The following is a 24750-nucleotide window of genomic DNA, read 5'->3' as shown; positions in this document are numbered from 1 at the left end:
GCAGTTTTACACAGGGTATATGTCAATTTGGGACGTAACACTTTTCAAGTTTGTTACGTCCCAAATTGCAGAAAGGACTCCATATGAACAATATTATTTTCCTGGGAGACAGTATCACGGATGCGTTCCACAATATGGATGGAGCAAATTCGTTGGGGAGAGGCTATGTCAGGCGGATTGCGGACAGGCTGTATGATGATGGATACAAAGGGGAAATCCGTAATGCAGGACACGACGGCTTCACAGCAGCCGGAGTGCTGCGGATGCCGGAGTATGACTGCCTCCGGCATCAGCCGGATCTGGTTTCCGTGTTGGTTGGATGCAATGATGCAGGCATATACATGAATACAGGAAAAACTCTGAAAGAGCAGGGATTTCAGCAAAATTATGAAGAATTGCTTCGGCGGCTGACATACGAAACAAAAGCTTCTGTAGTCTGTATGGGACCTTTTATCTTTCCGTTTCCGGAAGAGTATGCCAATTGGATTCCTACAATCAGGGAAGCAGAAAACATTGAGCGAAGAGCCGCGGAGAAATATGGGGCTGTCTTCCTGCCTCTTCATGACAGACTAAATGAGGTGGCCAGGGAAATAGGATATTATGCCGTTACGACAGATGGCATCCATCTGACGGAACGTGGTGCACATATTGTAGCTGACGAATGGATACACTGCATCGACTTCTTGCCCTGTCAGCTGCATGGCTAAGAGAATGAACTTTCTGCCATGCAGCTCGGATTCACAGCTTGCGCTGTTTTTCCGCCGCATACGCGGCTAAATCCTCGCTTATGGCTAAACGCCATATGTCTGCCAGGGCATAAAATTCGCTGCAAGTAAACTTGCATCGACTTCTTGCCCTGTCAGCCGCATGGCTAAATAGTTGCGTTAAAATGAGGATAAGGCTTGACTTCCGGCGCTGCACTATGGTATAGTAGTCTGGCGATGGAAGTAGGTCTTTTTTTTATGCCTAAAATTCGGGCAGCTGTCGCGGGCTGCCGGTAACACGTCAACATTATGAAATGAAGCGAGGTGGAAGTTGTGCGTACAAGAATTACATTAGAATGTACAGAATGCAAGCAGCGGAACTACAACATGACAAAGGATAAGAAAACACATCCGGAGCGCATGGAAACAAAGAAGTACTGCAGATTCTGCAAATCACACACAGTGCACAAAGAAACAAAATAGTCGCTGGCAGAAGGAGTGGTCGTCATGAGTGGAGAGAAAACTCAGAAAAAAGGCTGGTTTAAGGGTCTTAAAGCAGAATTTAAGAAAATTATCTGGCCGGATAAGTTAACACTTGCAAAGCAGACAGTAGCGGTTGTTTCGGTCACTGTTGTTCTGGGAGTCATCATAGCAGTTGTTGACTTTCTTGCCCAGAATGGCGTAGATATGCTGGTTGGATAATCGTAGACTGTAAGCGAGAAAGGTGATTTTATGTCAGAGGCAAAATGGTATGTTGTTCATACTTATTCCGGGTATGAAAACAAAGTAAAGGCCAACATTGATAAAACGATCGAAAACAGACACCTGGAAGATCAGATCCTTGAAGTGCGCGTACCGATGGAAGATGTCGTGGAGATGAAAAACGGGGTGCAGAAAGCTACCCAGAAAAAGATGTTTCCAGGGTATGTCCTGATTCATATGGTTATGAATGATGACACATGGTATGTAGTGCGGAATACAAGAGGAGTAACCGGATTTGTCGGTCCCGGATCCAAGCCGGTTCCATTGACGGATGCAGAAATGGCCCCTCTTGGAATCAAGAGAGAAAACATTGTTGTGGATTATGAAATCGGTGACAATGTTCAGGTGATCGCGGGAGCCTGGGCGGATACAGTGGGTGTGGTTCAGGCCATTAATATGGCAAAAGGAAGTCTCACCATCAATGTTGAGCTGTTTGGCCGCGAAACGCCAGTAGAGATAAGTTTCGCTGAAGTGAAAAAAATGTAGTCAATAGTGGGAGGGGATTTCAAATTCCCGCCAATACCACAAGGAGGTAATGAAAATGGCAAAAAAAGTAGAAGGTTATATTAAATTACAGATTCCTGCTGGAAAGGCAACACCGGCTCCTCCGGTTGGACCTGCACTTGGACAGCATGGTGTAAACATCGTTGAATTTACAAAGCAGTTTAATGCTAGAACAGCTGATCAGGGAGATCTGATCATTCCTGTAGTTATCACAGTTTACAACGACAGAAGCTTCAGCTTCGTGACAAAGACACCTCCGGCAGCAGTTTTGATTAAGAAAGCATGCAAGATCAAATCTGGTTCAGGCGTGCCGAACAAGAAAAAGGTTGCTACAATTACAAAAGCACAGCTGCAGGAAATTGCAGAGACAAAGATGCCAGACCTTAACGCTGCAAGCGTTGAAGCAGCAATGAGCATGATTGCCGGTACCTGCAGAAGTATGGGTGTAACAGTAGAAGAATAAGCACTTTCTTTATAAAGTTAATTGTAATAAGAGTGGGAGGGTTATCCCGACATTACCACAAGGAGGTATTTTTTAATGAAAAGAGGAAAAAAATATACAGAAGCTGCAAAAGTAATCGAAAGAGGAACACTTTACGATAAGGATGAGGCAGTTTCTTTAGTGAAAAAGACAGCAGTAGCTAAATTTGACGAAACAATCGAAGCTCATATCAGAACAGGATGTGACGGACGTCATGCTGATCAGCAGATCCGTGGTGCAGTTGTACTTCCTCACGGAACTGGAAAGAAAGTCCGCATTCTTGTGTTTGCAAAAGATGCAAAAGCTGAAGAAGCAAAAGCAGCAGGAGCAGATTTTGTAGGCGGAGATGAGCTGATTCCAAAGATCCAGAATGAGAACTGGTTTGAATTTGACGTAGTAGTTGCTACACCGGATATGATGGGTATTGTTGGACGTCTTGGACGTGTACTTGGACCAAAAGGTCTTATGCCGAACCCGAAAGCCGGAACAGTTACTATGGATGTTACAAAGGCAATCCAGGATATCAAAGCTGGTAAGATTGAATACAGACTTGATAAGACAAATATTATCCATGTGCCGATCGGTAAAGCATCCTTTACTGAGGAGCAGCTTGCAGACAACTTCCAGACGCTTATTGATGCAGTAAACAAAGCCAGACCGGCAGCTGTAAAAGGTCAGTTCCTTAAGAGCGTGACACTTACATCTACAATGGGACCTGGTGTGAAAGTTAATCCGGCTAAACTGGTTTAATTTGAAATGCATATATGAAAAAAACGCCCTTCGGCTTTTGCCGAAGGGCGTTTTTTGTGAAAGTTTCAGAAATGCCCGGGGTGTTACGCAGTTTTACCCAGGGTATACTGCAATTTGACACGTAACACTTTTAAACTTTGTTACGTGTCATATATTTATATGCCAAGCAGAGCCAACTTGTCGAGCACACCTGCTGGCACATATTGCAGATAATAGACTGTTAAGGCATAATAAACATTACGGCTACTATTTTGGGGAGATCATAAGTGGAGTCTCCCGGAGGAAATGTAAGGAAAAAGTTTTAAAGGAGTCGAGAGCAGTGCAGAAGATTTTAGCGTTCTGTAAAGAGGGGAAAGATCCGGAAGGTATAGAACATAAGGTGGAAGAATATCTGAAAGAACTTCAGGAAAATGAAAAATGGTTTATCATCCTTCCGTGCAGGAAAAATGAGATTGTACTGGAAGAAGGAGAAATCAGCTTTATAGAGCGGGATAAGCGTGTGACGCGGATCCATACAGAGCAGGGCGATGTTATTACAACTATGAAGGTTTCGGAAGTCTATACACATCTCGATCATACGAGATTTGTTCTCTGTCATAACAGTTTCATTGTAAATCTGGAAAAAATAAGAATTTTCAACAGATCAGAGATTACATTAAGAAGCGGTGAAGTCATTCCGATCAGCCGCTCCCACTGGAAAAATACGAAAGAAACTTTTGACAACTGGGCAGGAAGATACATGAAGAGATTCCGCCAGGCAAAGAAGCCGTCAGAGGAGGAGCAGACAGGGAGCGAAGAGGAATAAGCTATAGAGGAAATATAGGGGCGGAGTATAAATGGCCGCCCCTAATCTTGCATCTCCTTTAATATCTGGATCTGCTTTTGAATGATCTGCCTGGTTTCTTCGCGGCTGTAAGCGATGGAAGAGTTTTCCAGGCTGGAGAAATAATCAAAGAAGGCCTGACCGATATAGCTTTCTGATATATAGAAGCCAAGGAATTTATTTTGGCTGTCCAGAAAGCATAGGAAAATAGAATAGTCGGAAAACGCCTCATAATATGCCCGGTCAGTAAGAAGCGGACTTGGTTTCAGCATGGTATATTCTCCTGTTTCCAGGCTTGTCTCCAGGAAGTATTCCAGCATTTTTTGACGTACCAAAGGCGAAAATTCTACCGAGATACAGGCGTATGGCCCGGCGAAACGCCCTGTCTGGCAGAAACGCTCAAGGCCGCTTAGCGTGAAATAGTTGTGAAAAGTATAGGGCGCCGTAAACCGGTTTTTAAAGCTGTCTTTCAGCATTTTCGGATCGATGAAATCCGTGTTTTCCGGAGAGGATGCCCACACATCCGGATCGTAGAGCATGGAAAACACACAGGGCTGTGACTCCAGCACACGGGAAGAGGTCTGTTTGGCCATAGTGATCTCTCCGTAGAAATTTAAAATTTCTTCCGGCTCGCGGCGCATAAAAAGGAAAGGCGCAGCGGACTGAAATTGTTTTTCTGCTTCCCGGAGATATTGTTTTACGACATCCGCCTTGTCCAGTAAAATGGATGATTTTAAATCAGCTGTCAGCAGAAGGACACTGCTTTCTGTTACCAAATAGTAGGGATATAGAAGCGCACTTGTATCAATGTGCGCTTCTTTGCTGTAATAAAAAAACGGCTGGTAAGGATAGCGGGTCAGAGCAAAAGCCAAAGTACATTGTAAAAGTTCCAGGTTGGAATTAACATTTTCGGATTTTTCCGGATTCTGACAAAGGCAGAATAAATGTTTCAGATCAAATTTCCGGCCGAGTTTTTCAGAAAGATGAAGAATGATCCGAAAAAAAGAAATACAGTCAGGCGGAAAGTTCGTCAGCAAAACAGGCGCGTTTTCAGAACGAAGCAAAGAGTGTTCCAAAAAGTGCTGAAGTTTTTCCTCGATGGCAAAGGAAAGTTGTATCTGATGTTTCGCTGAAATAACCGGAGAGTAAGAGAGGGCGGAAAAATCCGGCGTTGCCAGATTCTCCAGAATATTTTGTATATACTTCCGGTTATAATAAGCTGGTTTCCCGATACGCTCTAATTCGTAGAGTTCTATGAGTTCCTGCCTTTGCTGCGGATTGATGCGCAGATAGAGACAGAATTGAGAAATAAATTCCGGCCCGGGAAGGCGCTTCCCCGTCACCATTCGCTGCAGTGAAGTACGATCCAGACCGGATATTTTGGAAAGCTGATAAATATTTGTTCCGGTATCTTCTATATATTGGCGACATTTTTCGCTGAAATCTGACATAATAAATCCCCCTTCAAATAAAATACACTTATTATGTGATATTTTCTTAAATGATACAGAAGAACAGAAAAATTTACAAGACAGGCTGCACAAATAGCCCGTCTTGTGCAAAAAGAGGAAAAAAAGGCTGCACAGAAGAGAGCACATATTGCCTGTCACAGCGAAGCGGGAGTATATTTAAAATATGGGGATTTTTCGGTATTATGGAAGGAGTATGTCCGGGAAGAATCCCGAAAGGAGATAAAGAGCAGCGGTTATGCTGCAAAAGGAGGAGATGGAAAGTATGAGAAAGAGGATCAAAAGAGGAGGTGCGCTTCTTCTGGCTCTGGCTCTTGCCTTTACGCCTGTGACGCTTCAGGCAGAAGAGGGCGCTGCAGAGCAGACAGAAACAGAAGCGCCGTCTGTAAAGCAGGAGCAGCCCTCTGTAAATCCGGAGACAGACACAGAAGATACAAAGGAATCTGTGTCGGAAAATACAAAGGAATCAGTGCTGGAAAAGACAGGGGATGGACAGTATGACATTACGAAGCCTGTAATTGAAAAAGTTGAATTTCCACAGAACGGTCAGACCCTGGCATCAGACAGTACTCTGGAGATTTTTGTGTATGCACAGGATATGGAGAGCGGGATCAACCGTGTGGAAGCCAGAGCTTATTTTAATGACGGAGAGGAAACTTACTCATCTTATCCGATGAACGATACCTATGATGCAGAGAGAGGATGCTATGTGCTGACCTGTTCTTTGAAGAGCATCCGTGCAGTAAGTGGTCATATCGACAGTATCAGGGTGGTAGACAACAGTGAAAATTATGCAGACTGGACCGTATCGGACAGTACGGGTTATCTTTATACGTTTGATATTACCCCGAGGGAAGATCCGGTCATCCAGGCAAAGAATGTTCAGTTTACTCCAAATCAGCAGACGCTGAAGGAGGGGGACAAGGTTACCTGCACGTTTGAGGCGGATATACCGGACAGCATTACAGATGCACGTTCCATCACAGTTGAGATTAAAAATGAGACGGAAAGATATTATTGGTCTGTATATGCAGATTTGAACGATACCGGAGAATATTCTGTCAGCTTTGATATTACTTCTTATATGGCTAATGGAAAATGGATGTTGTCAGAGATAGAGCTTTCCACTGACAGCGGAAATATTCCTCTCGTAACAGAAGGGCAGGAGAACCTTTGGTTTGAAGTAACTGGCAACGATGTTGTGGATGAAGATACAGAAGCGCCGAAGATCACATCCATTGAAATAGATAAGAATGGTGAGATCCTTGAGGCGGGTGACTCTGCAGCAATCCGTATCAAGGCGGAGGATAATGTGGAGCTTGACACTTCTAACGCCGGCATAAGTATGTACGCAGCGGCTGACATTGCAGAGGGAAGCAGATACATTGAGCTGACGTGGAACGAAGAAGCACAGGTATTTGAAGGCGTATTTGAAGTGACAGAGGATACCTATCCATGCGAATGGTATATCGGTGAAGTGGACATTTCCGATATGTCCGGCAACAGAGCGTCTGTAAATGAAATCGGTCCGAATTCTGGCGCTACTTATCCCTGGTATGTTCAGGTAATGAACGGGTCTACCTTTGTGAATCCGACTTATACGGTCAATATCAGCTTTATGACATTAGACGCTGATGGAAAATGGCAGGAGGCGGGACGAGTTACCAAAGAAAATGTGGAGAGACGTACTACGTTGGCGGAGGCCGGGATCACCCTGCCGGAGTACTCAAGCCAATATGAGGGCATCCAGCAGATCGGATGGCAGATGTCCACGGGCGGAGAAATAACTGCCGATACGCAGGTTATGGGAAATATGGGCTATATGTATGTCTATGCCAAATATGACAAGCTCCCGGTTTACATTTCTTACCGTTATGTAGGCGCGGATGGAGATGAGAAATATAAAGAAACAAAAGAACCCGTATTTATGCCTGGTGATGCTACCTATGGTGATGTAGAAACTTATCTGCAGAATGTTTCGGCGCCGGAAGAAAGTTTTGGGGATCTTGTATTCCAGAAGTGGGAGCTTGCTTCTTATCAGGATGCAGACGATCCGCTGATAACTTCGAATTTTGTATCTGTCAGCGCTTCATATGATAAGAATCTGGGTATTGTTTCCTTTGGCTACCTGGACAGCAAAGGAGAATGGAAACACGCCACAAAGATTTACCCTGTAGAAAAGGGATCGACCTACGGGGATGTGATAGAACAGGCAGAAACATTCCGCCCGGATGATCTCTCTGACGAGATAGAGCTGACTGGCTGGACTGCAGGCGAATATGAGGAATCTATGAAAGATGAAGCGCTGGACAATTACAGCTACATCAATCTGGAAGGAGAATATGGCGACAAGTATGTTGTGACAGGATGCAGGTTCTATTACACGAAAGACGGGTACCAGGCAGAGGATTCGGATATCTATATTGTAGATAAAGGCGCGAAATATTCAGAGGTTTATGAAATGCTTGAAAATCTGGATATGCCGGAGATGTATCCGGGACTCGACCTTGAACGCTGGGGGAAAGATTATGATGACAGCACAGAGATAAAGAACAGTGGAGAGGTAATCAGTATTTATGCGGTATACAAGCAGGCGATGATCCGTATGCTTATTGATCCGAAGTTTGAGAAACTGGACGGAGCAGGAGCAGGACCGGAAGAAGAGGTCGAGTTCATCAAATGTTTCGTTGTGGACAGAGGGGATGAGATCACTCTGCCATCCAGTTTTGAGGGATATGAAAATGTTACCTGGCTCAACTATCCGGAAGGCGGAAAAGTAACAGGAGATTACGACAGAACAGTATATGGTTACGTGGCAGGAGGAAGCTCACAGCCGGAGGACCCGGACGAGCCGTCCGTACCGGAAGATCCGGAACAGCCGACAGATCCGTCTGTACCTGGAGAAGAGGAGGGAACAAAACTTCCTGACAGCGCAGTGTCGGATATTATTGAAGTGATCGAAAGCGCAGAACCTGGAGAAGATGTCAGTGTAGATATGGGCAGTGCAACAGTCATTTCCAAAGAGGTTCTTGAGGCTGCCAAGGGCAAAGATGTTGATCTTAAGCTTAATATGGGCAGCTATACATGGACGGTCAACGGACAGGATATCAAGGCTTCTGATCTGAAGGATATCAACCTGAAGGTAGATGTAAACACAAATGCGGTTCCAAGCAGTGTTGTGAAGAAACTGGCAGGAGATAATCCGACAATGCAGCTGTCTTTGGCGCATGAAGGAGAATTTGGATTCCTGGCTACTTTGACTTTAAATGTAGGAAGCCAGTATGCCGGAGAATATGGAAATCTGTTCTATTATGACAGCGATGGAAAGATGGTATATATTGACGCCGGTCTGGTGACACCGGAAGGGAACCTGTCGCTGACTTTCAGTCACGCTTCGGATTATGTTGTTGTCTTCAACGAAAAACAGATGTCTCAAAGTGATGTGCCGAATGATCTGCAGCCATTATCAGGCGGTGGAGCAGGTAATGCAGCGCAGGCGGGCAACGCGGCCAGAACAGGCGACACGGCTCCTGTAGGAATGCTTATCGTTTTAATGTTGGCAGCTTTGGCATCAGTATCTGTGGTTGTGCTGAAGAGAAGGAACTCGGAGAAATAAAAAGATAAAATAAGGTGTTTACATGGAGATAGGGATAAAACCCCCTATCTCCTTTTTTGCTCAGTGGGAAATGGAAAATTTTCCGTAAAAAATATAAATATGCAAAATACGGAAAACTTTCCAAAAAAGCATTGAAACTATAATGCAAATGTGCTAACCTGAGTCCAACAAAAGTAACATACATTAAATAAAATAAGCGCTTAATTTAGTGAATGTTTACAAAAAAGGAAGTGGAGGACTAATCGGCGTTGGTATCGGAGGTATCCGCTGCTGCAGAGTACTTCTCAAAAAAGACGGTACTTTGGCGCAGCCGGTGATCAGCTGGATGGATGCAAGAACAGCAGTGCCATATGAACACACGAATCCGGAGGTCGCTTATGTGACTTCCACCACAGGATATCTGTCCTGCCGTCTGACGGGAGAATTTAAAGACTGTATCGGAAATGCTTTCGGCGAATGGCCGGTGGACATGGAGACATGGAACTGGAGCGAAGATGAGGAAGTGATCCGCAAATATCAGATCCCGAGGGAAATGTTATTCGAGGCAGTAGGGCCGGGAGAAATTCTCGGACATGTGACAAAGGCGGCCTCTGAAAAAACAGGATTGCCGGAAGGGCTTCCGGTAGTCAGCGTGACCAATGACAAGGCAGTAGAGGGCCTGGGAGCCGGACTGGTGAACGATCAGACGGCAGTGATTTCCCTTGGAACATACATTACTCTGATGATCCAGGGTAAGGAACTTCCAAAGGATCCAAAGGCGCTTTGGGCAATCATCTCATCTGTGCCGGGAAAATATCTGTACGAAAGCTACGGTATCCGCCGGGGAATGTGGACAGTAAGCTGGTTCCGCGATCTCTTTGGAGACGGGCTCATGCAGGAAGCGGCAAAACAGGGATTGTCCCCGGAAGAGCTGCTGAATAAGAAAGCAGAGAAGGTTCCGGCAGGATCAGACGGACTGATGACAGTTCTTGACTGGCTGGCAAATCTGTGGGAGCCGTACAAAAAGGGAATCATGATCGGTTTCGGTGCTCATATGGATGAAGCATATATGTACCGGTCTATTCTGGAAGGTATTGCTTATACAATGAAGAACAACTGCGATGCTATGTGTGAAGAGCTGGGTAAGCCTCTGAAAGAGATCGTGATCTCGGGAGGCGGTTCCAACAGCGACCTGTTTATGCAGATTTTTGCGGATATTTTCAATGTACCTGCGAAGAGAAATGTGGTAAATGAGTCAGCAAGTCTGGGCGCTGTTATCAACACTGCAGTTGCGCTGGGAGAATATGAAAGCTACGAAAAAGCTGTAGAAGAGATGGTAGAGATAAAAGATGTATTTATGCCGATCGAAAAGAATGCACAGCTGTATCAGAAGCTGAACCAGCGGGCATATAAGAACATGGCAAATTATACAGATGGCGTACTGAAAGAAATTTACAACGTCTATAATGAAGAGTGTAAAAGGTCTACCACCTGATGCCTTTGGGGAAGTTACGCCCGTTCTTTGACATAGCGGGCGATAACTTCCTCGATAAATATAAAGAAAATGATCCTGGATTTTTCATAGGCAATCGGAGAGAGCGTCTGGAACGTATCGGTGAGAAAGATGATCTGTCCGTAATCCGGGATGATGGAGGTGTTGTATTCCTCCACCAGCAGAAGAAGCTGGGCTCCCTTTTCTTTTGCCACTCTCTTATAATTGCGGAAGGAATCATAAGTGCCGGTGGCGGAGAAGATTACCACGATCGTGTCGGAATCTATAACGGAAGCCGCAGCAAGTTCATCCTCGCTTACGATGATGGTCTGGCTGCTGAAGAGCTGCAGTTTAAACTGGAAATACTGGGCGCAGTACTTGGAAGGACCGTAGCCTACCAGGACAATCTTTTTATACTGACGTATTTCGCTGATGAACCGATCGATGAGAGACTGGTCAAAAGTGTCCAGGAAGTGACGGATACGAGCAAATTCATCAGAAAAAGTTTTGGTGACTGGCTGGCGTTTGCAAATATAGTCCCGGTACTGTTTGTAGTTCTGGAAGCCAAGTTTTTTGACGAATTTTGATATCTTGGACGGAGAACAATGGCAGATTTCGGAAGCTTCCACGATCGTCAGTTTTTCATTTTTCTGGCATTCTTCTGTGAGGATTTTATGAATCTCTGTGTCCAGAGCGTTTAGTTGTCCGCTCATATCAATTTCTAACATGTTAAAGTCTCCTCCTGTTTTGGCCCGATAGTTTCGGGACTATCCGTATATTTGAAATAGTGAGATGTTCTTTAGTAAATATTTTATATGATTAAAAAAGAGATGTAAAGAAACAAAATTTTTAGATAACCATAAAATGACTGACGAAATATACAAAAATAATCGTGAAAAATCTGCGTTTTTCACAAAAATGACAAAAGGGGATTGACGAAAACAACTGCATTTGCTATGGTTAAAGCAAGTTAAAACTGAATAGAGCGAAGAATCGTTAGAAGATAAAATGCAGAAAGACGATCAGATATATTGTTGTAACAGCAACAGATTATATTTGATGCGTCTTTTTTTGTTTGCCGGAAACGTTCACTCTATTCTGACGGCGCAAAAGAGAAAACTACAAAAACAAAAGGAAAGGAAGATGAGGTTTTATGCATCAAATTAACGATTTTCACATGGGATTATTTTCTCTGGAGGGGAAAAATGCAGTAGTAACAGGAGGAAACTCCGGACTTGGACAGGCGTTTTCACTTGCCCTTGCAAAAGGCGGAGCAAATGTGTTGGCAGCCAGTATCGTAGATGATGACGGGGAGACAAAAGAGCTGATCGAAGGATGCGGCAAAGAATATCGGTTTGTAAAAGCAGATATTACGGCAGATGGAGAATGTAAAAGAGTAGTAGACGAATGTGTGAACACATGGGGAAGTATTGATATCCTTGTGAACTGTGCAGGACTTAGCATTAATATCGAAGATGTTACACAGTACACCAGAGAGCCCTGGGACAAAATGGTAGCTGTTAACCTGACAGCGGCATTTGAGATGACACACGAGGCGTTAAAATACATGATCCCGCAGAACAGCGGAAAGATCATCAACATCGGATCTCTTTATACATTCCTTGGCGGACAGTGGTCCCCGGCTTATGCGGCAACAAAGCATGGTATTGCAGGACTTGCCAAAGCAATGTGCGACGAACTTGCACAGTTTAATATCCAGGTAAATACCATTGCTCCCGGATATTTTGCAACAAAACTGACAGAGAAGACAAGAAGTGATCCGAAGAGAAACGCAGAGATCCTTGCCCACATTCCGGCAAACAGATGGGGCGATCTGTATGACCTTATGGGAGCATGCGTATTCCTTGCAAGCAATGCTTCCGACTACGTAAACGGACATATTCTTACAGTAGACGGCGGATTTTTGATGAGATAACGAAGAACGGAAACTAAGTGACAGATAAAATCAGGAATGGAGAATAAGAATGGGACAGACAGCGAAGAAAAGAAATAAATGGGTGACTTTTATAATTGTTTGTATGACAACAGGTGTTATCACCGAGCTTCCATATTTGAGGTGGCAGCTATATGAACCGTTAAGAGAAGCGCTGGGACAGACGAATACGGAATTTGGCCTGTCAATGAGCTTATTTGGAGTTCTGGCAGCAATTCTGTACATACCGGGCGGATGGCTTGCAGACAGAATTTCACACCGGAAGCTGTTTACAGCTTCGGCGATCGGATGCGGAATCCTGGGACTGTGGCTTTCTACGATGCCTTCCTTTACAGCAACCATGATCATTCATGCACTGTGGGCAGTGACAAACATCGGAATGTTCTGGCCGGCAATGACAAAAGCGATTTCTCTTCTGGAAGAAAGTGAGGGCCAGGGAAAGATATTCGGACTCTTTGAAGGAGTCAGAGGAGTATTCGTTCTGGTTATGTGGCTGGGATTGATGCAGGTGTTTGAAAAGCTGGGCGGTATCCAGGCGGTTATCCTGGCTTTGTCTATCCTGTCCATTATCACAGGAGTGATCAGTTTCTTCTTCATGGCAGATAATACAGGAGAGGCAACGACGAGCAGCCAGTCTGTTATGAAAGATATGGCGACCGCATTAAAAACCCCGTCCGTATGGGTTGTGGCAATCGTTATCTTTACGATTTACGCTACATATTCCGCTTCTTCCTATATGCAGCCCTATTGTGAGACAGTTCTTGGAATGTCCGCGGTGGCAGCAGGCTATGTAGGAATCTTGAGAAAAGACGCGATCCGTCTTCTGGGCGCTCCTATCAGTGGATTTATTTCAGAGAAAATGGGCGGAAGATGTGCTCTTCTGATCGGAATCTTTGATATCCTGTTTATCATTTCTCTGGCAATCCTTCTGGTGCTTCCTGTAGGCGCACAGTATACAGTTGTTACAGTTGTTATCCTGGTAGCGACATCCTTTGCTATTTACGGTATGCGCGGTATGTATTATGCTATTATTGATGAGATCGGAACACCGAAGAAAATATACGGAGCAGTAGCTGGTTTTGCGATGTTTATCGGCTTCCTTCCGGACGCTTTTAACTCCACACTGTGCGGATACTGGCTGGATGCGTATCCGGGTGCACAGGGATATCGGAATATCTTCATTTATATGCTGGTGCTGATCATTGTAAATGTTATACTGATAGGAATACTTCTGCGCTACATCAGTAAAAACAAAGAGCAGATCAGGAAAAATCAGCAGGAACTGAAAGGAGAAGTTGCAGAATGAAATATGTGATCGGGATTGACGGAGGAACCCAGAGTACCAAGGTTGGGATTTACGACCTGAAGGGAAATCTGGTATGCGAAGAAAAAGTTTCACTTCGCCCGCTGTATGTGCCGGATGCAGATACAGCAGAGCACCCGGACGATGATCTGTGGGATTCCCTGATTACTGCAAGCAGAAGACTGATGCAGAAATTCGAGGGAGGAAAGGAAAATATTATAGGAATTGGCCTGGGAAGTATCCGGTGCTGCAGAACGTATCTGAAAAAAGACGGAACGCTTGCCTATCCGGTGATCAACTGGATGGATAAGCGTCTGGCGAAACCTTATCAGAAGGATATTCCTGAAATGGCATATCTTTCTACGACCACAGGTTATCTGACAGTCAGGATGACGGGTGAGTTTAAGGATACGGCGGCAAATTATGAAGGAGTGTATGGGCCGTTTGACAAAAAGAAATGGGATTGGAGCGACAATCCGGCAGATTATGAGCCTTACAATATTACCCGCGAAAATCTGTTTGACCTTGTTATGCCGGGAGATATTCTTGGTTATGTGACAAAAGAGGCCAGTGAAGCTACATTGCTTCCGGAAGGCTGCCCGGTGATCGCTACTGCCAATGACAAGGCGGCGGAAGGTCTGGGAGCCGGAATCCGGGACGACGGTTCCTGCCTGGTATCACTTGGAACTTACATCGGAGGTATGGTACGCGGGAAAGAGTATACGGACACTTCCGTAGATTACTGGTCCAACCTGTCGGCGATCCCTCACGAATATTTATATGAAACAAGTGTCGGCATCCGCAGAGGTATGTGGAGCGTATCCTGGTTCAAGGAACTTCTGGGAGAACCTATGGAAGAGAAGGCGGCGTCTCTCGGAGTCAGTGTGGAAGAGCTTTTGGAGGAAGAGGCAAAGCAGGTTGCTCCCGGAAGCGAAGGACTGATCACAGTGGGAGAATTTCTGGCGCCAAACAATATGCCGTACCGCAAAGCAATGTTTATCGGTTTTGACGGACGCCACAAAAGAGCGCATATGTACCGGTCCATCCTGGAAGCGATCGCAATGACAATGAAGATAAATGTGGACGCTATGTGCAACGAGCTTCAAATGAAGCCGAGCCAGGTGATCGTATCAGGAGGAGGATCCAACAGTCCTTTGTTCATGCAGATCTTTGCCGATGTATTTGGAATCAGAAGTGTCAGAAATGTCATAAACAATGCAGCGGGCCTGGGAGCAGCCATCAATGCGGCTGTAGGCGTGGGAGAATATCCGGATTATGAGACTGCAATAGATAACATGGTTCGGATCCGTGACGGATTTGAGCCAAATCTGGAGCACACGAAAGTTTATGACGATATTATCAACAATATATATAGAAACATTAAAGACTATTCAGATCCTATCAATCAGAAAATTTATGATATGTTCGGCTAGTTATTGAGGCCAGAATATATAAGAAAGATCATATCAGCAGGAGGAAAATCATGAGTTTATCAAGAGAAAAAATTGTGGAAGAGTTAGTGAAAATTTGCGGGGAGGAAGCTGTCGTTACTGACATTGAAGTACTGCAGGAAAGTTCTTATGACAGATTCCGGAAATATGAAGGGTACAATAAGGTGTTTACCAACCCCCTTCCGGCAGCAGTGGTTTTTGTAAAAGATAAATACCAGGTATCAGAAGTTCTGCGCTTTGCCAATGCATATGGAATTAATGTAGTGCCAAGAACAGGACATTCTGCGACAGAAGGCGGCCTGGAGACGATCGTAGAAAACTCCATTGTACTGGACGGCTCCCAGATGAAGAAAATCATCAACGTAGATACATATAATATGCAGGCAACCTGTGAATGCGGTGTTGTGCTGGAAGATCTTGAAAATCATGTAAGAGAACTGGGATATACAACAGGACATTCTCCGCAGTCAAAACCTCTGGCACAGATGGGCGGACTTGTAGCAACAAGAAGTATCGGACAGTTTTCCACACTTTACGGCGGTATTGAGGATATGCTTGCAGGAGTGGAAGCGGTATTTCCGGATGGTACGATTACAAATATCAAGGCAGTTCCGAGAAGATCAGCAGGTCCGGATATCCGTCACGTAGTACTGGGAAATGAAGGAACACTTTGCTTTATTACAGAAGTAACAGTGAAGCTGTTCCGCTATTATCCGGAATACAACGTATGCCAGGGATATACTTTAGATGATATGATCACAGGACTTCGGATCATGCATGATGTTATGGCGGCAGGATACAAACCGGCAGTGGCAAGACTCTATGATGAAGAAGACGGAAAAGAGCATTTCTCCCATTTCGCACCTGGAAAATGTGTGCTTCTGTTTGTGACAGAGGGTCCGGAAAAGGTGTCCAAGGCAAATGCAGAGGGAATCAGAGAAATCATTTCCCAGCATCCGGAATGCGAAGAGGTTGATCACAAACTGATCGAAACATGGTTTGCAAATCTGAACTGGGATGCAGCCAGAATTGAAGAAGAAAGAAAAGAAGTGCTGGAAACAAAGAATGTATGCTGTACAACAGAGATTTCCGCAAGCTGGAGCGCGGTAGAAGATATTTACCGCATCTGCAAGGAAAGAGTAGTGAATGAAATTCCGGATATTACTGTATTCGGTGCACATGCATCACACTGCTATTCTAACGGAATCAACCTCTATTTCGTATACTGGTACAATGTAGTTGACTGTGCTCCGGAAGATGAGATCAATAAATATCACCTTCCGATCAAGAAGATCATCTGCGAGGAAACGATCAAGGCCGGAGGATCCATGTGCCATCACCATGGTGTAGGCAAACATCGTGTACACTGGATCGATAAAGAACACGGATCAGCGCTGTATATCGTAAAACGTCTGAAAGCAGCGTTCGACCCCAATGGAATCATGAATATCGGAACCATTCTGCCATATAAGAAATAATGAAGATACTGGTAACATTTAAGGTGATTCCGGACCTTGACCAGATGTCGGCGGGCGATTACTGTGCGGATGAAAGGATGATGGTTGACACTTCCTTTGTCCGTACAATACTCAACTGCTTTGATGAAAGCGGATTGGAATTTGGATTAAGACTTTCTGATGAGGCAGAAAGTCTTAATCTGGTTGTAGAAACGACTGCCCTTACTGTTGCAGAAAAGCAGGCAGAACTTTATCTGAAAACACTGGCAGCCCTGAAATACAGCCACACAGTCTGTGTAAACGCCGAGGGAAGGGATCTTAGATTTGAGCCGGAATCAGTTGCGGAGTCTGTTTACAGATACTGCAAAGAACATCCGCAGGACTATATTATTATGGGAAATCAGGCGGCGCCTGGAAATAATGGTCTGACTCCGAAAATCCTGGCGGAAAAGCTGGGAGTTTTGCTGTTGGAAAATGTGATCGATCTTCATGTGAAAGAAGATGGGGAGCTGGAGGTCACTACAGAGGAAGAAGACGGAGTCTATGTACAGGAGATATCTGTGCCGGCAATTCTTTCTATTGGCAACGCAGTGATCAGTAAGCTTAGAGTTCCTACTTTGAAAGCCAGGATGGCGTCCAAAGAAAAAGAAAGTGAATTTTTGAAAATGCCGGAGCAATCAGAGCGAAGGAAAAAGACTCTTGTATCGTTAAAGTACGTGAACCGGGAACGTGCAGGAGAAATTCTGGAGGGTGATGAAGGACTTCGCATATTTGCTGAAAAATATGAAAAAAATAAGAGGGAATAAATGGTTATGAAAAAATGGCTGATTATTTTGTGCGGGGCCAAATGGCAGCGTTTGGAGAAGCAGGAAGCGCAAAGCCTCCGGATTGCTAAGCTGTGCAAAGACCAGGGCATAGAGACAGAAATAGTAGTATATCGTTATCAGGCCCAAGGGGCGGAAGTTATAGACTATATGGTCGGTCAGGTCCTTTCCCGGCATCAGGTGGAGCAATATGACGGGTTTGTTTTTACAAGCCAATTTTATGCAGGAAGAGCAGCCGGGAAGCTGGCAGCCGTTTTGGGGTGTGATTGTGTGACTGACGCCAGGCGGCTGGAATTTTCCGGATATTATCCGGTGTTTTACAAAATGGCTTATAACTGCAATGTAGAGGCGGGATTTTGTCTGAAAGGGCAATTTGCAGTGAGTCTGGATGTCTGGAGGGAAGAGGACACGGAAGATAGAGAAGACGGCGACGGTATTTCCCGAAAAGAAATGGAGATTGAAGCAGCGGCCTCTCCTTATTTGAAGAATCGCCGGAGAATACAGGAGAAAGGAATGCAGGAAGAATCTGCAGTCCTGATTGCGGTGGGAAAAGGAGTGGGATCCAAAGAGATGGTAGAGCAGTTCCGGAATTATGCGAAAAGCCGGAAGTTTCTTTTTGGAGTCAGCAGACCGGTGGCAATGAACGGATGGGCGAAGATTGACGAGATCATCGGCGTGTCCGGACATATTTACCAGCCGAAAGTCTGTATTGCGGTGGGGGTATCAGGATCGGCGGCTTTTTATGCAGGAATTGAAGGAAGCAGCTGGATTGTATCCATAAATTCAGATCCCAAGGCGCCGATCATTAAAATGTCGGATGCATCCTTTACGGATGATTATAAAAATATCTGGCCTCGGATGGAACAGATTTTGTAGAGTAAAAAATTAAAATCAACATTACGTTTTGAAAAAAACATTGTGCAGAGCCTTGCGAGTGGATTGACAGGAGGCTCTGCACAATTTAACATGTATATATAATATAGGAAGCTGTTTTGGATGAGGCCGGCCTTTTGAAAAGGCTGACAAGGAGGAAGGTGATCTCATGAAGGACTTAATGGAAGTAATGGAAGAAAACCCTGTAATACTCGGGCTGAGCAAAGACGAGGACATACCGGTCGTTCTGGAAAACGAGGCCAAAGTTGTATTTGTTCTATACGGAGACCTTGTCAGGATCGGGGACATTGTCCATACGTTAAAAGAAGGCGGGAAACTGGTTTTTGTAAATATCGATATGGTGGACGGATTCGCAGGACGGACGTCGGTAGTGAAGTTTATCAAGAAAAATACAGAGGCGGATGGAATTATCAGTTCTAAAGCATCTCTCGTCCGGGCGGCAAAGGAAGAAGGGCTGTATACAGTACATCGATTTTTTATCCTGGATGCTCTGGCTTACCGCAATATCGGGAAACAGTTGGAAATCAGCCGGCCGGATATGATCAATATTGTTCCGGGATGGCCGATGGTAGTACAATGGGCAGTAGAGGAGCATGACAGGCCTGTCATTGCAGCAGGACTTGTATGTGACAGGCAGCTGGTGATAGAGAATCTGAAAGCAGGAGCAATTGCTATCTGCAGCACGAATCATACGGTGTGGGATATGTAATATACGGTTACGATTCACAGTTGTTTCAGACCTGGCCGCATGTGCGTTGTGCTTGCACAAAAGTACTTGCGGCCAGGTCTGAAACGGGACTGTGAAGCAGTCACCCTACCCACATAAGCAATCTTAGCCCCGCAAGGGGCGGGACTGAAGCGCGTAAGCGCGACGAGTGCGCATGTGGGTGGCTGTGAATAGTAATCATATATGTAATAAATAAAAGCTTGACATTTTTGGTATAATGTGCTAAAGTACCATCGTAACTGCCGAAGACAGTAGGTGCTGCAAAGCGTAAGGATAAAAACGCCTACCGAGGAAGATTGGATTTAGTACGTAACGTATGAATTTATAATCCCTCTGTGTCTTTGGGCACGGAGGTTTTTTACTGTAATAGGAATTAAATCCATCGGCGGTGCAAAAACCAAAATCTAATAAGGAGGTGCACCATTCGTGGCAAAAGTTGAATTAAAACAACCTGTCGTACAGGCTATCGTAGACGATATCCAGGGCGCAGAGTCAGTTGTACTTGTTGATTACCGTGGACTGACTGTTGCACAGGATACAGAGCTTCGTAAACAGATGAGAGAAGCTGGCGTGATCTACAAAGTCTGCAAGAACACAATGATGAAGAGAGCTTTTGAAGGAACAGAGTTTGCAGCTCTGGAGGAGCATCTGGAAGGACCAAGCGCTATTGCTATTTCCAAAGATGATGCGACAGCTCCGGCAAGAATCCTTTGCAAATTTGCAAAAGATGCCAAAGCTCTTGAACTGAAAGGTGGAGTTGTAGAAGGTACTGTATATGACGTTGCAGGACTTACAGAGCTTGCAAAGATTCCTTCAAGAGAAGAACTGCTCTCCAAGCTGCTTGGAAGCTTACAGTCACCTATTACAAACTTTGCTCGTGTTATTAAGCAGATTGCAGAGAACGGCGGAGAGGCCGCTCCAGCAGAAGAGGCAACTGAAGCTCCTGCAGAGGCAGAGGCTCCGGCAGCAGAAGAAGCTCCGGCTGAGGAGTAATCAATTTTAAGAACGAAAAAGAAATTAAATGGAGGACAAAGAAATGGCTAAAATGACAACAGCTGAAATGATCGAAGCGATCAAAGAATTATCAGTATTAGAATTAAATGAATTAGTTAAAGCATGTGAAGAAGAATTTGGCGTATCTGCAGCAGCAGGCGTTGTAGTTGCAGCAGCAGCTGGAGATGGAGCTGCAGCAGCAGAAGAGAAAGATGAGTTCGATGTAGAATTAGTTTCTGCAGGAGCTTCCAAAGTTAAAGTAATCAAAGTAGTTCGTGAGCTTACAGGACTTGGACTGAAAGAAGCAAAAGAATTAGTTGACGGAGCACCGAAGGTAGTAAAAGAAGGTGTTTCCAAGGCTGAGGCTGAAGAAATCAAGGCTAAACTGGAAGGCGAAGGAGCAGAAGTTAACCTTAAATAATTTCACTTCTACGAAGAACAGACCGCGGAAGAGCGAAAGCTTGGAGGCGGTCTTTTTCAGTTTTGACCGGGGTATATTGCAATCTGACACGTAACACTTTTAAACTTTGTTACGTCCCCGATTAAAAAATCCTTGACACCCCTTCGCTATTTGTAGTATCATATATGGTGCACTTATTGTGGAAACGTCTGCATGCAGATGGGGCCATATGTGCGGAAATGTAGTAAAAATCGGGGTTTCTCGGCAAAACCTCACGAAAAAATAAACGAGGAGTGAAACGTCATATGGAGAAAAACAGAATTCGTCCTATCAAAAGCGGAAAAAGTTCACGCATGAGCTATTCCAGACAAAAAGAAGTGCTTCAGATGCCAAACCTGATCGAAGTCCAGAAGGATTCCTATCAGTGGTTCCTTGACGAAGGATTAAAAGAAGTATTTGATGACATTTCTCCAATTTCTGACTATAGTGGTCATTTGAGCCTGGAATTTGTGGATTTCACCTTATGCGAGAAAGACGTGAAGTACACAATCGAAGAGTGTAAAGAACGTGACGCCACATATGCTGCTCCGCTGAAGGTGCGGGTACGGCTTCACAACAAAGAAACAGACGAAATCAATGAACATGAAATCTTTATGGGTGATCTGCCGCTTATGACAGCAACCGGTACTTTTGTGATCAATGGTGCAGAGCGTGTTATCGTAAGTCAGCTTGTGCGTTCGCCCGGTATTTATTATGCCATTGCGCATGATAAGCTTGGTAAAAGACTGTTTTCCTCTACCGTCATTCCAAACCGTGGAGCATGGCTGGAATATGAGACAGATTCCAATGACGTTTTCTATGTGCGTGTTGACCGGACAAGAAAAGTACCGATTACAGTACTGATCCGTGCGCTGGGAATCGGGACAAATCCGGAAATTATCGAACTGTTTGGCGAAGAACCGAAGATCCTTGCAAGTTTTGAAAAGGATGCGGCTACAAATTATCAGGAAGGTCTTCTGGAACTTTACAAGAAGATCCGTCCGGGCGAGCCGCTTGCAGTGGACAGTGCGGAAAGCCTGATCACAAGCATGTTCTTTGATCCGAGACGTTATGATCTTGCAAAGGTCGGCCGTTATAAATTTAATAAGAAGCTTCTGCTCCGCAACCGTATCGCAGGGCATACTTTGGCGGAAGATGTGGTAAGCCCGCTGACAGGGGAAGTGATCGCAGAAGCAGGAACCCTTGTGACGAGAGAAATGGCAGACGATATTCAGAATGCCGCTGTTCCATATGTATGGATCGAGCATTCTGAAGATGAGCGCAAAATCAAGGTTCTCTCCAACATGATGGTAGATCTGAAATCAATCGTGGATATTGATCCCCAGGAAGTCGGCGTGACTGAGCTGGTATATTATCCGGTACTTTCCGGACTTCTGGAAGAGACGGCGGGAGATATTGAAGAGCTGAAAAGCGCTATCCGCAGAGATATCCATGATCTGATTCCAAAGCATATTACAAAGGAAGATATTTTGGCTTCCATTAACTATAATATTCATCTGGAATACGGACTTGGAAACGATGACGACATTGACCACCTTGGCAACCGCCGTATCCGTGCGGTAGGCGAACTTTTGCAGAACCAGTACCGTATCGGACTTTCCCGTCTGGAAAGAGTTGTGCGTGAAAGAATGACAACACAGGACCTGGAAGGAATTTCTCCGCAGTCACTGATCAACATTAAGCCGGTTACAGCAGCGGTAAAAGAGTTCTTCGGATCCTCACAGCTGTCACAGTTCATGGATCAGAACAACCCGCTTGGAGAGCTGACACACAAGAGACGTCTCTCCGCCCTGGGACCTGGCGGTCTTTCCAGAGACCGCGCCGGATTTGAGGTGCGTGACGTTCACTATTCCCATTACGGAAGAATGTGTCCGATCGAGACTCCTGAAGGTCCGAACATCGGTCTGATCAACTCTCTTGCAACTTATGCGAGAATCAACCAGTACGGCTTTGTAGAGGCTCCGTACCGTAAGGTAGATAAATCTGACCCGAAGAATCCGAGAGTCACAGACGAAGTTGTCTATATGACGGCGGATGAAGAGGATAATTATCATGTGGCACAGGCGAATGAGCCGCTTGATGAAGAAGGCCATTTTATCCGTAAAAATGTATCCGGACGTTATCGTGATGAGACACAGGAATATGAAAGAACCATGTTTGATTATATGGACGTATCTCCGAAGATGGTGTTCTCTGTGGCGACAGCCCTGATCCCGTTCCTGGAAAACGATGATGCGAACCGTGCGCTGATGGGATCCAACATGCAGCGTCAGGCAGTACCGCTTCTTATGACAGAGGCGCCGGTTGTAGGAACAGGTATGGAAGAAAAAGCAGCCGTGGACTCCGGTGTATGTGTGGTTGCAGAAGAAGGCGGAGTGGTAGAACGTTCTACTTCTACAGAGATCACAGTACGTCAGGACGACAATGTGCTGAAAAAATATAAACTGACTAAATTCTTGAGAAGTAACCAGAGCAACTGTTACAATCAGAGACCGATCGTCTTTAAAGGCGACAGAGTAGAGAAAGGTCAGGTAATCGCTGACGGTCCTTCTACATCCAACGGTGAGATGGCTCTGGGTAAAAACCCGCTGATCGGATTTATGACCTGGGAAGGTTATAACTACGAGGACGCGGTACTGTTAAGTGAAAGACTGGTACAGGATGATGTTTACACATCCGTACACATTGAAGAATATGAAGCAGAAGCCCGTGATACCAAACTGGGGCCGGAAGAGATCACAAGAGATATTCCTGGTGTGGGCGATGACGCTCTGAAGAATCTGGACGAAAGAGGTATCATCCGCATCGGTGCGGAAGTACGTGCAGGAGATATCCTGGTTGGTAAAGTAACTCCGAAGGGAGAGACAGAGCTGACTGCAGAAGAACGACTGCTTCGCGCCATCTTCGGTGAAAAGGCCCGTGAAGTAAGAGATACTTCTTTGAAAGTGCCTCACGGAGAATACGGTATCGTTGTAGATGCCAAGGTGTTTACAAGAGAACACGGCGACGAGCTGTCTCCTGGCGTAAATCAGGCAGTGCGCATTTACATCGCACAGAAGAGAAAAATCTCTGTCGGTGATAAAATGGCCGGACGTCACGGTAACAAGGGTGTCGTTTCCCGTGTGCTTCCAGTGGAAGACATGCCGTTCCTGCCTAACGGACGTCCCTTGGATATCGTGCTGAACCCGCTGGGCGTGCCTTCCCGTATGAACATCGGACAGGTATTGGAGATCCATCTGTCTCTGGCGGCTAAGGCTCTTGGCTTTAACATTGCAACACCGGTATTTGACGGCGCGGATGAAAATGACATCATGGATACACTTGACCTGGCGAATGATTACGTAAACTTAAGCTGGGAAGAGTTTGAAGCAAAGCATGAAGAAGAACTGCTTCCGGAAGTAATGCAGTATCTGTATGATAACAGAGATCACAGAAAACTGTGGAAAGGAGTGCCTATTTCCAGAGATGGTAAAGTGCGTCTCCGCGACGGACGTACCGGTGAATTTTTCGACAGTCCGGTTACCATCGGACACATGCACTATCTGAAACTGCATCACCTGGTAGACGATAAGATCCATGCAAGATCTACCGGTCCGTACTCTCTGGTAACACAGCAGCCTCTTGGAGGAAAAGCGCAGTTCGGCGGACAGCGTTTCGGAGAAATGGAAGTTTGGGCGCTGGAAGCTTACGGCGCATCTTACACACTGCAGGAAATCCTTACAGTGAAATCTGACGATGTGGTGGGACGTGTCAAGACTTATGAAGCCATCATCAAAGGGGAGAATATTCCTGAACCGGGTATTCCGGAATCCTTCAAGGTATTGCTCAAAGAGCTGCAGTCCCTCGGTCTGGATGTCCGCGTTCTGCGCGATGACAACACAGAAGTTGAGATCATGGAGACTGTGGATATGGGAGAAACAGACTTCCGCTCACTGATGAATGAAGACAGAAAGTACCAGGATGACGGAGAAAATCTGGGAGAACACGGATACACTGCGCAGGAATTTCAGGGTGAAGAACTCGTGGATGTGGAAGAACCGGAGGAAGATTTTGACGATAGTGATTTCGCAATTGATTTTGACGAAGTGTCAGACGATGAATTTTAGG

The 24750-nt window shown here is 45.2% G+C and carries 21 protein-coding genes and 1 other annotated feature; of the genes, 19 read left to right on the top strand and 2 right to left on the bottom strand.

Going from position 1 to position 24750, the window contains the following annotated elements; genetic code table 11:
• Positions 1–83: 83 nt before the first annotated feature.
• From EUBC25_RS05990 to EUBC25_RS05960, 7 genes are all read left to right on the top strand, one after another.
• On the top strand, positions 84–707 hold the full coding sequence (locus EUBC25_RS05990) for an SGNH/GDSL hydrolase family protein (protein WP_230107259.1): 624 nt from the start codon (positions 84–86) through the stop codon (positions 705–707).
• Positions 708–1037: 330 nt separating this feature from the next.
• Positions 1038–1187 carry a 50S ribosomal protein L33 gene (gene rpmG / locus EUBC25_RS05985; protein ID WP_230107258.1) on the top strand — a complete coding sequence of 50 codons (150 nt, stop codon included), beginning with the start codon at positions 1038–1040 and terminating at the stop codon, positions 1185–1187.
• A 24-nt stretch (positions 1188–1211) separates the two neighbouring features.
• On the top strand, positions 1212–1406 hold the full coding sequence (gene secE / locus EUBC25_RS05980; protein WP_230107257.1) for a preprotein translocase subunit SecE: 195 nt from the start codon (positions 1212–1214) through the stop codon (positions 1404–1406).
• Between the two features lie 30 nt (positions 1407–1436).
• A complete protein-coding gene (gene nusG, locus EUBC25_RS05975; RefSeq protein WP_230107256.1) occupies positions 1437–1952 on the top strand; it encodes a transcription termination/antitermination protein NusG in 516 nt (171 codons plus the stop codon).
• Positions 1953–2007: 55 nt separating this feature from the next.
• Complete coding sequence (rplK, locus tag EUBC25_RS05970) at positions 2008–2433, top strand: 50S ribosomal protein L11 (RefSeq protein ID WP_230107255.1); 426 nt, start codon at positions 2008–2010, stop codon at positions 2431–2433.
• A 75-nt stretch (positions 2434–2508) separates the two neighbouring features.
• Positions 2509–3201 carry a 50S ribosomal protein L1 gene (gene rplA, locus EUBC25_RS05965; protein ID WP_230107254.1) on the top strand — a complete coding sequence of 231 codons (693 nt, stop codon included), beginning with the start codon at positions 2509–2511 and terminating at the stop codon, positions 3199–3201.
• A 319-nt stretch (positions 3202–3520) separates the two neighbouring features.
• Positions 3521–4006, top strand: a complete 486-nt coding sequence (locus EUBC25_RS05960) for a LytR/AlgR family response regulator transcription factor (protein WP_230107253.1) — start codon at positions 3521–3523, stop codon at positions 4004–4006.
• Positions 4007–4047: 41 nt separating this feature from the next.
• Here EUBC25_RS05960 and EUBC25_RS05955 read toward each other — a convergent pair whose 3' ends face one another.
• A complete protein-coding gene (locus EUBC25_RS05955; RefSeq protein ID WP_230107252.1) occupies positions 4048–5475 on the bottom strand; it encodes a hypothetical protein in 1428 nt (475 codons plus the stop codon).
• A gap of 283 nt (positions 5476–5758) precedes the next feature.
• Between EUBC25_RS05955 and EUBC25_RS05950 the strand changes: the two genes are divergently transcribed.
• Together EUBC25_RS05950 and EUBC25_RS05945 are read left to right on the top strand one after the other, a co-directional pair.
• Complete coding sequence (locus EUBC25_RS05950) at positions 5759–9109, top strand: hypothetical protein (RefSeq protein ID WP_230107251.1); 3351 nt, start codon at positions 5759–5761, stop codon at positions 9107–9109.
• Positions 9110–9317: 208 nt separating this feature from the next.
• Complete coding sequence (locus EUBC25_RS05945) at positions 9318–10583, top strand: FGGY-family carbohydrate kinase (protein WP_255682352.1); 1266 nt, start codon at positions 9318–9320, stop codon at positions 10581–10583.
• Between the two features lie 14 nt (positions 10584–10597).
• On the opposite strand, the gene EUBC25_RS05940 is transcribed toward EUBC25_RS05945, so the two are convergent.
• Complete coding sequence (locus tag EUBC25_RS05940; RefSeq protein ID WP_230107250.1) at positions 10598–11308, bottom strand: MurR/RpiR family transcriptional regulator; 711 nt, start codon at positions 11306–11308, stop codon at positions 10598–10600.
• Between the two features lie 425 nt (positions 11309–11733).
• On the opposite strand from EUBC25_RS05940, the gene EUBC25_RS05935 reads away from it, so the two are divergent.
• From EUBC25_RS05935 to rpoB, 10 genes are all read left to right on the top strand, one after another.
• Positions 11734–12516, top strand: coding sequence for an SDR family oxidoreductase (locus EUBC25_RS05935; protein WP_230107249.1), 783 nt, complete (start codon positions 11734–11736; stop codon positions 12514–12516).
• A 49-nt stretch (positions 12517–12565) separates the two neighbouring features.
• Positions 12566–13840, top strand: a complete 1275-nt coding sequence (locus EUBC25_RS05930; RefSeq protein WP_230107248.1) for an MFS transporter — start codon at positions 12566–12568, stop codon at positions 13838–13840.
• Entirely contained in the window at positions 13837–15270 is a 1434-nt protein-coding gene (locus EUBC25_RS05925) for an FGGY-family carbohydrate kinase (RefSeq protein WP_230107247.1), read from the top strand. The genes EUBC25_RS05930 and EUBC25_RS05925 overlap by 4 nt, the downstream gene beginning before the upstream one ends.
• Positions 15271–15320: 50 nt before the next feature.
• Entirely contained in the window at positions 15321–16766 is a 1446-nt protein-coding gene (locus EUBC25_RS05920; RefSeq protein ID WP_230107246.1) for an FAD-binding oxidoreductase, read from the top strand.
• Positions 16766–17551 carry an electron transfer flavoprotein subunit beta/FixA family protein gene (locus tag EUBC25_RS05915; protein WP_230107245.1) on the top strand — a complete coding sequence of 262 codons (786 nt, stop codon included), beginning with the start codon at positions 16766–16768 and terminating at the stop codon, positions 17549–17551. The genes EUBC25_RS05920 and EUBC25_RS05915 overlap by 1 nt, the downstream gene beginning before the upstream one ends.
• Positions 17552–18445 (top strand): FAD-binding protein, encoded by an 894-nt coding sequence (locus EUBC25_RS05910; protein WP_230107244.1) that lies wholly within the window; start codon positions 17552–17554, stop codon positions 18443–18445.
• A gap of 166 nt (positions 18446–18611) precedes the next feature.
• Positions 18612–19172 carry a glycerol-3-phosphate responsive antiterminator gene (locus EUBC25_RS05905; protein ID WP_230107243.1) on the top strand — a complete coding sequence of 187 codons (561 nt, stop codon included), beginning with the start codon at positions 18612–18614 and terminating at the stop codon, positions 19170–19172.
• A 242-nt stretch (positions 19173–19414) separates the two neighbouring features.
• Positions 19415–19559, top strand: a sequence feature (ribosomal protein L10 leader region).
• A 57-nt stretch (positions 19560–19616) separates the two neighbouring features.
• Positions 19617–20183 carry a 50S ribosomal protein L10 gene (rplJ, locus tag EUBC25_RS05900; RefSeq protein WP_230107242.1) on the top strand — a complete coding sequence of 189 codons (567 nt, stop codon included), beginning with the start codon at positions 19617–19619 and terminating at the stop codon, positions 20181–20183.
• 43 nt (positions 20184–20226) lie between these two features.
• On the top strand, positions 20227–20604 hold the full coding sequence (gene rplL / locus EUBC25_RS05895) for a 50S ribosomal protein L7/L12 (protein WP_230107241.1): 378 nt from the start codon (positions 20227–20229) through the stop codon (positions 20602–20604).
• Positions 20605–20888: 284 nt separating this feature from the next.
• Positions 20889–24749 carry a DNA-directed RNA polymerase subunit beta gene (rpoB, locus tag EUBC25_RS05890; RefSeq protein ID WP_230107240.1) on the top strand — a complete coding sequence of 1287 codons (3861 nt, stop codon included), beginning with the start codon at positions 20889–20891 and terminating at the stop codon, positions 24747–24749.
• Position 24750: the final 1 nt, after the last annotated feature.

Source organism: Claveliimonas bilis (assembly GCF_020892095.1).
Lineage (GTDB): Bacteria > Bacillota > Clostridia > Lachnospirales > Lachnospiraceae > Claveliimonas > Claveliimonas bilis.
The sequence above is the reverse complement of the archived record's forward strand: the minus strand, read 5'-3'. Positions and strand labels throughout refer to the sequence as shown.